This window comes from Paraburkholderia sp. JPY465, assembly GCF_050436725.1.
GTDB lineage: Bacteria > Pseudomonadota > Gammaproteobacteria > Burkholderiales > Burkholderiaceae > Paraburkholderia > Paraburkholderia youngii.
This window is the reverse complement of record NZ_JBNDMT010000006.1, coordinates 963,021-977,096: the sequence shown is the minus strand read 5'-3', so window position 1 is coordinate 977,096 and position 14,076 is coordinate 963,021. Positions and strand designations below refer to the sequence as shown.

The following is a 14,076-nucleotide window of genomic DNA, read 5'->3' as shown; positions in this document are numbered from 1 at the left end:
CATGCCAATCGATATGGCCCAGCCTTTGTGTGAAATCGACGACCTGCGAATCGGCTTTCGCGGTCATGGCGGCGAATTGAGCGAAGCGGTGCGCGGCCTTTCGCTGACGCTGCGGCGCGGCGAGCGGCTTGGCATCGTCGGCGAATCCGGTTCCGGCAAGTCGCTGACCGGGCGCGCGCTGCTCGGCCTGCTTCCGCCTGAGGCGCAATGTCATGCGAAGGCGATGAAGTTCGACGGTCAGGATCTGCTTGCCATGCCGGCGCGCAAGCGCCGGCAACTGTGCGGCCAGCAGATGGGCATGATCCTGCAAGATCCGAAATACTCACTGAACCCGGTGATGACCGTCGCGCAGCAAATGCGCGAAGCGTTCGAACTGCACGGGTCGAAGTTCGGCCGCCGCGAGATACGCGAGAAAATCATCGAGGCACTGGCAGCGGTGCATATCCGCGATCCGGAGCGTGTCGCCGACTCCTACCCGCACGAGTTGTCGGGTGGCATGGGGCAGCGCGTGATGATCGCCATGATGGTGTCGTCCGGGCCGCGTCTGCTGATCGCCGATGAACCCACCAGCGCGCTCGACGTGCTCGTCTCGATGCAGGTCCTCGGGATTCTCGACGAGATGATCGCAAAGCATGACACTGGCCTCATTTTTATCAGCCACGACCTGCCCCTCGTCATGTCATTCTGCGACCGCGTCGTCGTGATGTTCGCGGGACGCGTCGTGGAAACCTGCGCGGCGCGCGATCTCGTCCACGCGCAGCATCCCTACACGCGTGCCCTGCTCGCGGCGAATCCTCCGCTTGTCGATCCACCCGAGCAACTGCCCGTGCTGAAGCGGGACGCGGCATGGCTCACGCAACCGGCAGGAGAATCAGCATGATCGATGTCGACGCTTTGACGGTGCGCTTCAAAACCAGGACCGGCCGCTTCGACGCGGTGCGCGCGGCGAGCTTTCATGTCGGAGAAGGTGAGGTGTTCGGACTGGTCGGCGAATCGGGTTCCGGCAAGTCGACGATCCTGCGCGCATTGACCGGTCTCGCGCCCGTCGCCGGGGGTCATATGAAAATCGGCTCGCACGTGCTCGGAGAAAAACTCGACCGCTCCTTCCGACGCGACGTGCAGATGGTGTTTCAGGACCCGTACGGCTCGCTGCATCCGCGCTTCACAATCGATCAGAGCTTGCGCGAGCCGCTGACCATCAACGGCATCGGCGGGCAGGAAGAACGCATTGTCGATGCGCTGCGCGAAGTCGGCTTGGGTCCGTCTTATCGTTTCCGCTATCCGCATCAGCTGTCCGGAGGGCAGCGGCAGCGCGTCGCAATTGCTCGGGCGCTGATCGTCGAACCGCGCGTGCTGCTGCTGGATGAGCCGACGTCCGCGCTCGATGTGTCCGTGCAAGCCGAAATCCTCAACCTGCTGAGACGGCTTCATCGCGAACGCAATTTGACGATGATGCTGGTGAGCCACAATCTGGCGGTGGTGGGCTTTCTCTGCTCGCGCGTCGCGGTCATGCGCCATGGTGAGATTGTCGAGCAACGCGATATCGCATCCATTCGCGCGCAGCAGATCGAGCACGAATACACGCGCAGCCTGCTGCTCGCGACCACGGGCTACCGGCGCAAGTCGGTCGCGGTAGACGGAGCGGACGCGCTGTCCGTTCAGTGCGCGCAGCCGCTGGTCGAGATCACGCATGAACGAGATGCCACACCGTGCCGCTCCAAGCTGATACGGTAGCGACGGCGGTCGGCGTGCACCGACAATGTTTAGCTCCACACCAGCGGCGCGGCGTGGCACGGCACGGCAAGCCGTATCGGCAGAGACTGGCCCGACTCAAATGCCGGCAGCCGGTCCCCGCCCTCGCGCCCCAGCAGAAACGAGCGGATATGAACGGTCTCCTGCTCAATGGCTCCACGCAAGCGAATCCACGTCTCGGATTCAGGAACCAGTTCGCGTGCAAATTGCGCCGACGTCCGGCGAAACGGCAGGTCCCCCTCACTGCCCCGCAGCTCGCCAACATGAAAGGGGCCGTCCCAGACGACCTCCGCCTCGGCGGCGACGTAGAGCAGGTCGCCGTGCTAGAAGTCTGCGAATACCAGGCCCGCGCGCGGGTCGACCAGCAGATTGCCAATCGTGCTGAGAAGCTTGTTGCCCGCGACAGTCGCGCGTGGTCAGCGTGACATCGTCGTCGACGCGCAGGAATCCGGGAAGGCCACCTCGGTGCCAGACGCCCACGCCGCGCGCGACGTCCGCGTCATCCGAGACATTAGCCGGGGCGATGAAGAACGTATCGGTGCGCCCGAAGAGCGCACGGCCTTCATCGGATAGTCGCGTGGCACGCCCTGGCACGACATGCACTGTTCGTTGCCAGAGCCCGATCGTGACAAACACGGCAACGGCCTGCCGCGCCGCAACACTCGCGGGCGGAGGCATTGGGGTGCTACCGGATTTCTCGACGTCGAACGATATCGCGGCGGGGACGCTGGTCCGTCTCCTGCCCTCGTGGTAACGCCAGATGCAGGTATCAGAGGTGTCTTCCCGCCCACCAGCCGTGTGCCAGCGAAGCCGTTAGCGCTGGTCGATGCACTGCGGCAGCGTGCGTAGCGTGGCAACGGCAGCCGCACGGCCGGCTTGCCTGCCCTCGCGCGCGATGGTCGGGACGCCGATCACGGATATGTGACTCTGGTCAGGCGCTGCCGAAAGGTGATGGTCGTGTGCTTCCCCTTGCCCTACCAGACGGGAAACACGACGTCCGGCTGCGGCGTAAATTGAATGCCCGAGTCAGGGCAGCTTACGCGTCCCTTGACTGCAACCCGCTGGTTCAGGTACGGCAGCAGCAGTGAGGGCGCTGCCTCGCCTCCGTCGGCAAGAGGGATGTCCGAGAGCACCTTGTCGTTGCAGGGGGAAGTGGAAGGTCGATCCAGCACTATCGTCGGATAGTCACCCAGCGCGTACTTCCCGCCCCCACGCTCCACTGTCCCGGTGATCCAGATGTCATGCTGCAGGGGCAACGTCGGCAGGGGGCTGGCCGACATGACGTTCTCTGACCATAACCCAGCGATCATGGCTGCTGGGACAAGGACACACAATCGTCTTTTCATGGCGCAAACCTCTTGACGTCCGAGTAACGCTCGCCTGCACGTCACTGCTTTCCTTCCACTTCCCTGATGCGGCTATTGAAACGATGCGAACGCAAATGAAGTTCCATCACGATCTCTTTGAAACTGCCTCCCTCTGCTCAGGTTTTACGCCGCCATCAGGCGGCCTGCGGGAAATCCGGCGGCGGTCGGTCGAATGGGCGCCGCTCGACCAGGTGAACTGCGTAGTCCTTCGCCTGCGCTTCGGCATCCTCACGCGCGGCCCAGCGTCTTAGACGCTGCGGCATGTGCCAGTCCACGCAGACCTCGCCGTCACGCGCGATCTGCACGAACGCAGCATAGCCGCCCGCCGAAGTTGCGTCCGCCTCTGGCCTGCCGTTGCCGTCATGCAAGGACCGTTCTGATACCAATCTCGTATCCGTTGCACTGCTCGATTTTTATCGTCTTCATCGGATCACCATGTCATCGCCTGGCTAAACGTCGCGCACGCCAGTGGCGCCAACGGCTAAGCGAGCGTGGCGCCCCTGTCCAATTCGCCGCTGTGGTGAAAGGCATCGGCGCCGCATGCTTTGTCAATCACTTTGCGCTAGCGCCTGCGTATGTGCGAGATCCACCGTCGGATCGTGGTTCGCATCGCGGTGACCTGTGCATCGAGCAAGCGACCAGCGCGTTCCCGAAGCGATCGTAGAACGTCGAGAACGGAGGCAGTCGTGCGGTTCAGATGCTCGAACAGATTGGAGTACGGGCGAGGGTGAAGGTCGCTCATTGTCTTCTCCTTATAGGCAGCAAGGAAGAGAACGGGCTTGCGCGCTCCAGTTCGCCTGCCATGCTGCGGGGCAAACAAATCGAAACACGCAGTGTGCAATTAGTGGATGATTCAGCACACTGCCTGAGCTGGATATAAACTAGTTTAACTAACTAAAAAATTCAAGTTCTTCAATGCTGCCGAGGCCTTGGTACTGCCGAGCTAAGGCGTCAGCCGCACAGCCTCGCAAAGATAGGTCGCAACGCGCGCCACACGGGAAATCGTCAGACTTTTGAGCATCTGAATCCGCGTGACCAGACACTGGCACACCCCGTAGTTAGGGGTTCCGCTTGCGAGCGTGCCGTGTCACTGGATTGGCGGCGCCGTACCGAGCTTTTCGGCGAGCATCCTCTCATACACGCCAAAGTGCAAATCCACTTCGGACTGTTCCACCGTCGTGACGATCAGGTTGATGTGGTCCGATGGGAGGCCAAGCACGCCAGCGATAAACGTCTCGAGTTGTGGCGCACATGCCTTGTCCTTCGCCACTGTTGTGCCAATCGTGACTTCGTAAATCTTCTCCTGGCGGCAGACGACTTCTACGAGGCGCGCGCGGGCGCTCATGTTGCTGTCGACCGCAATGCGTACGACCTCCACTGCCTTGCGCATGGCTTCCGTCGGGAAGCCCTTCGTCGAGCGCAGCCGCACGCGGTGCGGGCCCAGCGTCAACCAGTCTGTATCGAATTCCATGACCTCCTCCTGTGGTCAAACGGCCTCGTCCGCGATAATAGGACCGGCCTCAAAAAATTCAAGCGTGCCCCTGCACTCTTCCCTTGAAAAATCTGCCGCAGAGCCTATCTTAGGTTTCGCTCAGGCAGACGTGCGGTGCTCACGGGATCGTACGCTGCGTGTTTCGATTTATTTGCCAGACGCTGGCAGGCGAACCGGAGCGCGTAGGCTGGTTCACCTCGATGCGTCACCTGAGGAGAACTACATCATGAGCGATCTTTACTCTGGCACTGACCTCTTCAGCGAGTTCGACCGGCTGCAGCGGCAGATGGCAAACTTCTTCGGTACTTTCCCCTCCAGTCTTCGGGCAAGCCGCCTCGGCTCGCTCCCGCCCGTCAACATTGGCGCCACCGACGACTCGATTCACATCGTCGCGTTTGCACCCGGCGTCAATGCGGCCGAACTCGACATATCGATCGATAAAGGGCTGCTGACCATCAGCGGTGAGCGCAAGCCAGCGCGACCGGATACCGGCGAGGATGCCCGGGTCTATGCGCAGGAGCGCTTCACTGGCGCGTTCCGGCGGGTCATCGAGCTGCCGGAGAACGCAGATCCCGACAAGGTTGAGGCGCGCTACGAGAATGGCTGCCTGTCGATCGCTATCGGCAAGCGCGAATCGTCGAAGCCTCGCGCGATCACCGTCCAGTAATTCCAGGAGGCGAAAATGAGCGATACCACTGAACTGAGCAAGCGCGAACCGTCCGCGGTGACGCGCAGCGAAAGCGGGTCGTCCGCGCGGCGGATGACGATCACTCCCGCTGTCGATATCTACGAGGACGCCCAGGGCGTCACGTTGTGGGCGGACCTGCCGGGAGTCACCAAAGAGAAGCTCGATGTGCGGGTTCATGACGGCAATCTCACCATCGAGGCCGAGGCGGTCGTGCCGACACCGGCAAATCTGCGGCTGCAGCATGCCGAGATCCGTGAGCCACGCTTTGCGCGAACCTTCACGCTCTCCCCGGACTTCGATACGTCCAAGATCGAGGCAAGCCTGAAGGACGGCGTACTGAAGCTCACGATCCCGCGCCGCGACGAAGCGCGTCCGCGGCGGATCGAAGTGCGTACGGGCTGAAGTCGGCGCGTCGGCGGCAACGCCAGGAAGCACCCGAGGTGGCGGCGGCCTGGCTGCCACCCTCCGACAGCGCAGGCCCGGGTGCTGATCGCGCCGTGACGCAAGAACGCAATCCTGTTCGCTCTGACAGATCACAGAGGAGGAAACGATGAACAGCGATCCGAAGAAGTGGAACCCCTTCAAGTTCCTTCGCGGGACTGTGCGAAAGACCGATGCGGACAACCCGGAGAGCACGCCCGCCGGCGAACCGTGGCGTAGCGCATGGCCCGACATTCCGCGACTGTTCTCCCGCGAGCCGTGGCGCGCAGTGGAAGAGTTCTTTCACGACCCGTTTGCTGGCCGCGGCGCGCTGGAACGATGGTTCGGCGACTTCAGTTCATCGCGCTTCCAGCCGCGCATCGACGTTGTCGACGAGGGACCGGTGCTGCGCGTCACCGCAGAACTGCCCGGGATGGAGCGCGAAGACGTGAGGGCAAGCGTCGAGGACGGCGCGATCGTGCTGCGCGGTGAGAAAAAGCAGGACGTGCACAGTGAGGAAAACGGCTGCTATCGGCTGGAGCGTGCTCATGGACGCTTCGTACGCACGATCCCGATGCCGGAATACGCCGATCCCGGTCGCGCGCTTGCGAAATTCGACAATGGCGTGCTCACGTTGACCGTGCCGAAAACGGAGCCGGCCCCGTCCACGAGTCGCACGATCGATATCGGTTAGGGCGAGCGTCCGAAGCGCTATAACGGCGAAAAAGAGAGGATTGGGTCGTTAGCTCAGCTGGTAGAGCAGCGGACTTTTAATCCGTTGGTCACTGGTTCGAATCCAGTACGACCCACATTGCCATGAAGAAAATGCACCGGTCAGCCTCGCTGACCGGTGCGGAGCGGAACCGAAGCGGTTAATACTCCAGTTCCGGCGCGCTCGCCTGCGCCGGCTTTTCGTCCTTCGGCGCTTCAGCCACTGTTGCATCCGTCGTCAGGATCAGTCCGGCAATCGACGCGGCGTTCTGCAGCGCCGTGCGCGCAACCTTCGTGGGGTCGACCACTCCCGCCTCGACGAGATCGCCGAACTCGCCAGTGGCCGCGTTGTAGCCGAAGTTGCCCTTGCCTTCCAGCACCTTGGCGATGACCACGGAAGGCTCATCGCCAGCGTTCGAGGCGATGACGCGCATTGGCGCTTCGAGTGCGCGCAGCACGATTTGAATGCCCGCGTCCTGATCACTGTTGAGGCCTTTGAGGCTCGTCACGGCCGAACGCGCGCGCAAAAGCGCCACGCCACCTCCCGGCACGATGCCTTCTTCCACTGCCGCGCGGGTCGCGTGCAGCGCGTCGTCGACGCGGTCTTTCTTTTCCTTCATCTCAACCTCGGTCGCCGCCCCGACCTTGATCACGGCCACGCCGCCTGCGAGCTTTGCCACGCGCTCCTGCAGTTTCTCCCGATCGTAGTCACTAGTCGCTTCCTCGATCTGCGCACGGATCGACTTCACGCGTGCCTCGATGCGCTTTTCGTCGCCTGCGCCGTCGATGATGATCGTGTCGCCCTTGCGAACTTCCACGCGCTTGGCGCGCCCCAGGTCCTCGAGTGTTGCGTTCTGAAGTTGCTTGCCCGTCTCTTCGGAGATTACGGTCGCGCCGGTGAGCACGGCGATGTCCTCGAGCATGGCCTTGCGGCGATCGCCGAAGCCGGGGGCCTTGACGGCCGCAACTTTCAGGATGCCGCGCATTGCGTTGACCACCAGCGTGGCCAGTGCTTCACCGTCGATATCTTCCGCGACAATCAGCAGCGGTTTGCCGGCCTTCGAAGTCGCTTCGAGAGCCGGCAGCAGGTCCCGGATACTCGAGATCTTCTTGTCGTGCAGCAGGATCAATGCGTCGTCGAGATACGCGGCCTGTTTTTCCGGATCGTTGATGAAGTAGGGGCTCACGTAGCCGCGGTCGAACTGCATGCCTTCGACCACATCCAGTTCATTGTCGAGCGACTTGCCGTCTTCGACGGTGATCACGCCTTCCTTGCCGACTTTTTCCATCGCGTCCGCGATGATCTTGCCGATCGCCTCGTCGGAATTCGCCGAGATCGAACCTACCTGCGCGATCTCCCTGTTGGTGGAAATCGGCTTCGACAGATTGCGCAGTTCGTCGAGCACTGCGGCCACAGCCTTGTCGATGCCGCGCTTGAGATCCATCGGGTTCATGCCAGCGGCAACGTGCTTCATGCCTTCCTGCACGATGGCCTGCGCCAGCACCGTGGCGGTGGTAGTGCCGTCGCCAGCCACGTCAGCGGTCTTCGAGGCGACCTGTTTGACCACCTGCGCTCCCATGTTCTCGAAGCGGTCCTTCAGTTCAATTTCCTTTGCGACCGACACACCGTCTTTCGTGATGGTCGGCGCGCCGAAGCTGCGCTCGATCAGCACGTTGCGTCCTTTGGGTCCGAGCGTGACCTTGACGGCATCGGCGAGGACATTCACGCCCTTGACGATACGGGCACGAGCGCTGTCGTGAAATTTGACGTCTTTTGCACTCATGTTCTTGCTCCTAGTAAAGTCGTTGACTAAACGCGTCGCGAACAGCCGGTCGGGTGTCCGCGACCGGAACGCGGTTTCAGGCGGCCTTTCGGGCGGCGCCCGCGTCGGCCTCGAGGACTCCCATGACGTCTTCCTCGCGCATCACGAGCAACTCCTCGCCGTCGACCTTGACGGTCTGGCCTGCGTATTTGCCGAACAGCACGTGATCACCGACTTTCAGCTGGAGCGCGCGCAGCGTTCCATCCTGCAGCAGCCGGCCGCTGCCGACTGCGACCACTTCGCCTTGTTCTGGTTTTTCTGCCGCTGAATCGGGAATCACGATGCCCGAAGCCGTCGTCCGCTGCGTTTCGATTCGCTTGACGATAACCCGGTCGTAGAGGGGACGAATCTGCATTTCCATCTCCTGAGCGATTAAAGGATCACCAATAAGGGAATCCGGCTGCGGGCATCCGGGCGCGTAGTTCGCCGCGGTGCAGCCGAGCCAATGTCTGGCGGAAAGCGAAATAGAGGCGCCAATGCCGCGCTTCAAGGGGCGTGAAAATGTCTATTTGTAACAGAATATTTCAACGCGGCAGCAGCAGGCGCTGCACCTTGCCGAGGCGATAAACCGTGCGGCCGCGCCGATCCCGGCGGGGGGGTTCAGGCAGCACCGGACAGGGCGGCTGGCGTCCACCATCCGCATCGAGGGTGTCGTCGGGTTCGTTGAGCGTGCCCCATAGGCCGCCCTTGACCGGGCGGAAGAGCCAGCGCAGGTAGCCGCTGTGCGCGGCAAGACGCATCAGCGCGTCGCGGTCTGTATCGTCGCTGACAAGCTGCGGGTCGCGGGCCCCGTGCTCGGGATAGTTTCCGAACGCCTGACGGCAAGCGAGCGCCTCGGCCTCGCTGGCACCGATCACGTTGCAGCCTCGTCGCTCGACGCGCTCGACTTCCCACGCGCCGGATTGCCAGGCGGCATCCAGCAGCATGGCGTCCACGGTCTCAAAGCTGTGCCACGGTGCGTCGAAGCGAAAGGCCGACCCCGGAACCGGTCGTCGCGGGATCTCGATGCCGGGCAGGACAAGCGGCGTCGCTCGCCGGAATCCGTGCCAGTGGAGTATCGCAAAAAGCGGGGTATTCACCTGAGCCACCGCCGTGACGGTGACGGCAAAGAGCGGCAGACGCACGGTGTCGATCTGCTCCTGAAGCCTGTCGAAAAGTTCCATGAAGCCTCCCGGATGACATGTTGCAGGGCCTCTTGAAATTTGCGTTCCTTGCGCTATTTTATCCATCGCTCAGGCAGTCGCGACCAAGCGTTGCGTGTTTCGATCTGTTTGTCGGTGGGGCATCCCACGGGCAGGCGAACTGGAGCGCGTGGTCAGGTTCGCGCTTCGTGAGATGCTGCATATCCCGAATCATCTGTGTCGCCTGAGGTACAACACTCTGCCGGAGGTGTGATATGCAAGCGGAGAACATGATGGAGTATCACGGCTGTGAGATCAGGCCGGTGGTTACGGCCACCGAGAAGGGTCGCTACGCAGCGACGGCCGTCATCACCGATCGGGCAGGCGAGATACGCACGCTCGGCGTTGATGGAGACTTCTCCAACGTGGAGGAGGCGCGCGATGAAGCGCTGGAGCTTGCGGTCGCCTGGATCCATGGACGCTCGGTCGTTTCGGAACGGTATGTCCGACGGACCTAAAGAGCACCGACCCGATGCCAGCCGCCGAGAAGCGAAGCGGGTACCGTGCGGCACGCCCGCACCGCCCGCCTCGCCTCTTGCAGTTTCGCCCTGGTCCGGTTGGGCCAACGTCGCCGCCCAAGGAAAAAGAACGATGGAGACTACAGTCATCGATCCAGCCGAAGACGCGTTCTACGACCACATACGGCTGCTGCTTTTCAGTGCCGACCTACCGGTTCATAGGCTGGAGGCCGACATAGAAGATATCGGACGCTTCACCGCGCCGGATGTGCGCTCGCCGCATCTGCGGCTGGTACAGGCCTTGCCGCCGCTTACACCTGCTGCTGAAGCAATCGTGCGCGCGATGATCCGCACATACGGCATGGAGTTGTTCGGGCGCGGCAGCGCGAATTCGGCTCTGCGCGCCGTAATCAAGGCTGGACCAGTCAAGTTCGGACGAACCGCCTTGATGCTGGGACCAGACGCTCCCGTGCCGAAACGTGCCCGTCTGCTTGCCGAAGAATTTAACCGGATATTCGAGCGCTATCCCGAGAGCGGTTTCAGCGAGGCCCGATCCCTTCTCTCGGCGATCGGGCTGCCAGTCGGCCGCGATGTGAATTCGCTGGTGCCTCGCTCGCTCCAGCGCAACTAGCACAGGTGTCGTAGGGTCGAATTCCCCTCGTTGGGAGCACAGGTGTCGTAGGGTCGAATTCCCCTCGTTGGGAACCTTCATCGCGTCCTCCCAAAACTCTCGGCCATCCCGAACTGTATGCGCATCACGCGATAAAGACGCTTGGCATTAATGGAGTGGCGCACTGGCTCGCCCGCTCGCTGCAGGGTCGAGCAAGTGTTACCGCCACATTGAACGCGCCACACCGAGAACGTCGCAAACCTGCTTCACTGGTATTGAACCGGTCGTCGCACGCGGACTCGTCAAGCTTCCCCCCCGGGGCAATCGAGCGCTTCGTCGCGTCGCCTCAACATGTTAGTCATCGTTCGTCAGGAGAGCCGCGAAACGACGTGTCGATTCGAACGCCGAAAGCGCGATGACCAGGCCGACAGTGATCGGCACTGCGAGGAAGGCCCCCCCGATGCCCCAGATCGACGACCAAACTGCCAGACTGATCAGGATTATCGCGGGGCTCAGGTTCAGTGAGCCGCCCATCAGCCATGGATCGAGAAGATGGCCGACTATGAAGTTCGCGAGCGTGAGCGAGATGAACAGCACGATTGCCGCGTTCCACTGGCCGAACTGCAGCGCCGCGAGCAGCGTCGGCACCGCGACCGAAATCCATGAGCCCGCATACGGGATGAAGTTCAGCAGGCCAATCAGCACCGCCCAAAGCTCTGCGAATTCGAGTCCGACGAGCCACATGCAGATCCAACTCGCGATGCCAAGGATTGCGCCGAGCAGGGTCTTCATGGCGAGATAGATGCCGATTTTTGAGTTGATCTCGTCGATTACCGACACGATGCGCGCCGAGCCGCCCGCGAAGTTCACCAGCTTGCGGCGATATTTCGCGTGCTCGATGAGGAAGAACGTAGCATAAAGCAGCACGACGATGATCGCCGCGAAGAGCGACGACACCGACGACAGAGTAGCGGTCATGATCGCCTGCACGTTGACGCTCGCTAACAGATCGCGACGTATCGCAGCCCAGTTCGCCTCCGTTTCGATGTGCAGAAGCGCAGCGAATTTGGTAAGCAGTATGAGCAACGTCGCCTCGTACTTCGGCGCGACGGCCATCAGCCGGTCCCTGTCGGACAGCAGTAGGCTGACCGACAGGTAGACCGTGAAGAGCATCAGCGTCGCAGCGATTGCGTGGCGCGGGCCTTCCCGCAGGCGTGCACCGACGTAGGGAAAGCTGCGCAGCAGATTGGCGAGGCCGAAGACCACGTAAGTCGCGATGATGCCGAACGCAATTGGCACCAGCACGGGGCGCCCGACATACAGTCCCGACCCGAACAGTGTGGCGAGTATGGCCGCGCACGTGCATTTCAGCAGACCCTGATTCATGCGTTTCCTCGCGAGCAGCGCTGCTTGCTGGGTTGTGGGTGGGCGCCTCAGTCGCAGCGGGATCTTTCGTCGGGTAGCATCGAATCGCCGATACGGCGCTTGTGCCGTCCTCGCCACAACAGGCTAACGACGAGCGCGACGCCCCCCACGCCGATCACGATCGCCATCGCAGCCGGCAGATGCGAGCGCACCCATGGCACGTTGCCGAAAAAATAACCGGGCCCCGCGAGTGAGCATATCCAGATCACAGCGCCACCGGTCGCGAATCGCACGAAGCGGCGAAACGGCATCTTCAACGCGCCGGCGAGCGCGGGCGCGACCGCGCGGACGATTGCGATGAACGGAGAGTACAGCAGCAGCGCGGCGCCGTGACGTGCATAGAGCGCGCGAGTTCGCGCACTTACCTTGTCGATCCAGCCACTGCGCTTCGGTTTCCATACCGAGGCGACGGCACGTGCCAGCGCATAGTTGAACACTGTTCCTCCAATCGCGGCGGCGACCAGCAACGGCGCGAGCCACAGAGGCTGCAGCACACCGACGGCAGCGAGTGCCCCGGACATGAACAGCAGCATGTCCGCGGGCAGAATGACGAGCGGCAGTACGCCGACACTGCCGAAGACGATCGCCCCGATGATTGCGTAGGCCAACGGTCCATGCTGGACCAGCAGCGTTTCGAGGTCCTGTTCCAGTTGCAAGAGGAATTGGATGAACATCGCCATACGGGCCGGCCACGTGAGCGCTCGTCGAGAGGAAAGTATAGCGACAAGCGCGCGGCAGTCCCGCTCAATGAGCTAGTCGGGCGCAATCGCGTTGGGCATCATGACGTCGCGAGCAGCCGGATCGCGCCGTTTCGCGTACCGAGTGCGGGGACTGGGGGCGCCTGGGTGCCCCACCGCCTGCGGCAAGGCTCTGCTAGCGTGCACACGGCTGGCTTCTCGCGCTGGACATGCCTGCTCGATCTCGTTGAGTTAGAGATTGAATGCTCTGGCTCGCCTTCAGACGCGCTTGACGTGCACGGAAGCCGATTAGCCTGACGCCAGTCGGCGTGCGGCATGGGCCATGACCGTGAACGGGCGGCGGACGCATGTCGTGTTGTTTGAGACCGTGCACCCAACAGTCTTTCGCGCTCACAGAAGGGCTCAAGACGCTCGACGCCATGCCCGGACGCTCGATCTTCAACACTCCCGACCGCTTCGGCAACGATTCGCCGTCGGACCTCAAACGGCGGCAGCAATTGTCGCCTGAACCACGGAGGCGACCGTGGAGCAAGCAACGCCCTTTGGGTCATTGCCAAGGTGAGAATGCGGAGCGATCCGGGGACCTGCGCGCGTACGTCGAGCGGCGCAACCAGGGAAGGAATGTCAAACAAGGAGATTTGCTGTTGCCTGAAGCGCTATCTCGGCTTGGAGCTGTCTCCGCTCATTCTGGCCGACTTCGCCGATTCGGCCCACAATGGCTGCGAAACCTGATCGCGAAAGACGAACCGATGCAGTAGCGCCCCTGTAACATGCAAGCAAATCAGGGCGAACAGTACCCACGCAACGACACCATGAACATCACCCATTTCGTGATCGAAGGAGGAGCCGGTCGACGACAATGCGGGCAGTGGGATAGCGGCCGAGAGCAATGTGACGTTCCAGCCACGCGAAGAGGCATTAATCCAACCAAGCAGGGGCACTACGATCAGCAGTGTGTATAGCGCAAACTGCGTTACCGCGGAGATGATGCGCAATGGCCGTGCGATCTTGATGTCCGGCGGTCGATGCGAAATACGCCAGAGAACGCGGCACATCATGGCCGCCAGCAGCACAGTGCCTACCAACAGGTGCCCGGCGATTAGGCCGACCGCCCTCGTGCCGTTATGAACGTCCGGCATGGTCCATGCCTAACTTAGATTTGGGCAGTGACGAGTGCAGCGATTAACCAGTGAAGAAACCGTGAAATGCCATCATAACGGGCCGTGACCGACATAGTCACCTCGTTGGAGAAAGGTGTGGACCGAGCATCGATTCGCCGATTGTACGACTGACGGTATTGCGTTTGGTGTAGACAACGCACTGCGTTACGAACAAAACGTCCCTCTCAGACAGGCGGCAGCCCAATCGAAGTGCTGATGCAACAGCGTGTCAAGCGCTGGATGGTCGAAACCTTCAGCCACCAGCCGCCCGGTCGTCAGCACACCCACGGC

16 protein-coding genes, 1 tRNA gene and 1 pseudogene are annotated in these 14,076 nt (G+C 62.0%); 9 read left to right on the top strand and 9 right to left on the bottom strand.

What is annotated here, in order from left to right:
* The first annotated feature begins 1 nt into the window (after position 1).
* The 3 genes from QFZ94_RS37800 to QFZ94_RS37790 all read left to right on the top strand — a co-directional run bounded on the left by QFZ94_RS37800 (position 2) and on the right by QFZ94_RS37790 (position 2,177).
* Positions 2–880 (top strand): ABC transporter ATP-binding protein, encoded by an 879-nt coding sequence (locus QFZ94_RS37800; protein ID WP_429463045.1) that lies wholly within the window; start codon positions 2–4, stop codon positions 878–880.
* Entirely contained in the window at positions 877–1,734 is an 858-nt protein-coding gene (locus QFZ94_RS37795; RefSeq protein WP_410842362.1) for an ABC transporter ATP-binding protein, read from the top strand. Before QFZ94_RS37800 ends, QFZ94_RS37795 begins: the two co-directional genes overlap by 4 nt.
* A gap of 149 nt (positions 1,735–1,883) precedes the next feature.
* Positions 1,884–2,177 (top strand): hypothetical protein, encoded by a 294-nt coding sequence (locus QFZ94_RS37790; RefSeq protein WP_429463044.1) that lies wholly within the window; start codon positions 1,884–1,886, stop codon positions 2,175–2,177.
* Between the two features lie 549 nt (positions 2,178–2,726).
* Here QFZ94_RS37790 and QFZ94_RS37785 read toward each other — a convergent pair.
* The 3 genes from QFZ94_RS37785 to QFZ94_RS37775 all read right to left on the bottom strand — a co-directional run bounded on the left by QFZ94_RS37785 (position 2,727) and on the right by QFZ94_RS37775 (position 4,590).
* Positions 2,727–3,098, bottom strand: coding sequence for a hypothetical protein (locus QFZ94_RS37785; protein WP_410842360.1), 372 nt, complete (start codon positions 3,096–3,098; stop codon positions 2,727–2,729).
* 155 nt (positions 3,099–3,253) lie between these two features.
* A complete protein-coding gene (locus tag QFZ94_RS37780) occupies positions 3,254–3,487 on the bottom strand; it encodes a hypothetical protein (RefSeq protein ID WP_429463043.1) in 234 nt (77 codons plus the stop codon).
* A 719-nt stretch (positions 3,488–4,206) separates the two neighbouring features.
* Entirely contained in the window at positions 4,207–4,590 is a 384-nt protein-coding gene (locus QFZ94_RS37775) for a hypothetical protein (protein ID WP_013093386.1), read from the bottom strand.
* Positions 4,591–4,837: 247 nt separating this feature from the next.
* Here QFZ94_RS37775 and QFZ94_RS37770 point away from each other — a divergent pair, with 247 nt between their 5' ends.
* The 4 genes from QFZ94_RS37770 to QFZ94_RS37755 all read left to right on the top strand — a co-directional run bounded on the left by QFZ94_RS37770 (position 4,838) and on the right by QFZ94_RS37755 (position 6,528).
* Positions 4,838–5,278, top strand: a complete 441-nt coding sequence (locus QFZ94_RS37770; RefSeq protein WP_429463042.1) for an Hsp20/alpha crystallin family protein — start codon at positions 4,838–4,840, stop codon at positions 5,276–5,278.
* A 15-nt stretch (positions 5,279–5,293) separates the two neighbouring features.
* Positions 5,294–5,701: an Hsp20/alpha crystallin family protein gene (locus tag QFZ94_RS37765; protein ID WP_429463041.1), complete on the top strand. Its 408-nt coding sequence runs from the start codon at positions 5,294–5,296 to the stop codon at positions 5,699–5,701.
* A 148-nt stretch (positions 5,702–5,849) separates the two neighbouring features.
* Complete coding sequence (locus QFZ94_RS37760) at positions 5,850–6,413, top strand: Hsp20/alpha crystallin family protein (RefSeq protein ID WP_410851017.1); 564 nt, start codon at positions 5,850–5,852, stop codon at positions 6,411–6,413.
* A gap of 42 nt (positions 6,414–6,455) precedes the next feature.
* Positions 6,456–6,528, top strand: a tRNA-Lys gene (locus QFZ94_RS37755).
* Between the two features lie 63 nt (positions 6,529–6,591).
* On the opposite strand, the gene groL is transcribed toward QFZ94_RS37755, so the two are convergent.
* From groL to QFZ94_RS37740, 3 genes are all read right to left on the bottom strand, one after another.
* The gene (gene groL, locus QFZ94_RS37750; RefSeq protein ID WP_429463040.1) at positions 6,592–8,214 is read right to left on the bottom strand and encodes a chaperonin GroEL; all 1,623 of its coding nucleotides are present in this window, start codon (positions 8,212–8,214) and stop codon (positions 6,592–6,594) included.
* 76 nt (positions 8,215–8,290) lie between these two features.
* Entirely contained in the window at positions 8,291–8,608 is a 318-nt protein-coding gene (locus QFZ94_RS37745; protein ID WP_026228167.1) for a co-chaperone GroES, read from the bottom strand.
* A 169-nt stretch (positions 8,609–8,777) separates the two neighbouring features.
* Positions 8,778–9,416, bottom strand: coding sequence for a diguanylate cyclase (locus QFZ94_RS37740; RefSeq protein WP_429463039.1), 639 nt, complete (start codon positions 9,414–9,416; stop codon positions 8,778–8,780).
* Between the two features lie 233 nt (positions 9,417–9,649).
* On the opposite strand from QFZ94_RS37740, the gene QFZ94_RS37735 reads away from it, so the two are divergent.
* Positions 9,650–9,892 carry a hypothetical protein gene (locus QFZ94_RS37735; protein WP_152854338.1) on the top strand — a complete coding sequence of 81 codons (243 nt, stop codon included), beginning with the start codon at positions 9,650–9,652 and terminating at the stop codon, positions 9,890–9,892.
* Positions 9,893–10,025: 133 nt separating this feature from the next.
* Positions 10,026–10,523, top strand: coding sequence for a hypothetical protein (locus tag QFZ94_RS37730; RefSeq protein WP_429463038.1), 498 nt, complete (start codon positions 10,026–10,028; stop codon positions 10,521–10,523).
* Between the two features lie 333 nt (positions 10,524–10,856).
* Here QFZ94_RS37730 and QFZ94_RS37725 read toward each other — a convergent pair whose 3' ends face one another.
* From QFZ94_RS37725 to QFZ94_RS37715, 3 genes and pseudogenes are all read right to left on the bottom strand, one after another.
* A complete protein-coding gene (locus tag QFZ94_RS37725) occupies positions 10,857–11,888 on the bottom strand; it encodes an AI-2E family transporter (RefSeq protein ID WP_429463036.1) in 1,032 nt (343 codons plus the stop codon).
* 47 nt (positions 11,889–11,935) lie between these two features.
* Positions 11,936–12,607, bottom strand: a complete 672-nt coding sequence (locus tag QFZ94_RS37720; protein WP_368582566.1) for a DedA family protein — start codon at positions 12,605–12,607, stop codon at positions 11,936–11,938.
* Positions 12,608–13,281: 674 nt separating this feature from the next.
* Positions 13,282–13,859 (bottom strand): annotated as a pseudogene (locus QFZ94_RS37715) (cytochrome b).
* Positions 13,860–14,076 lie beyond the last annotated feature (217 nt).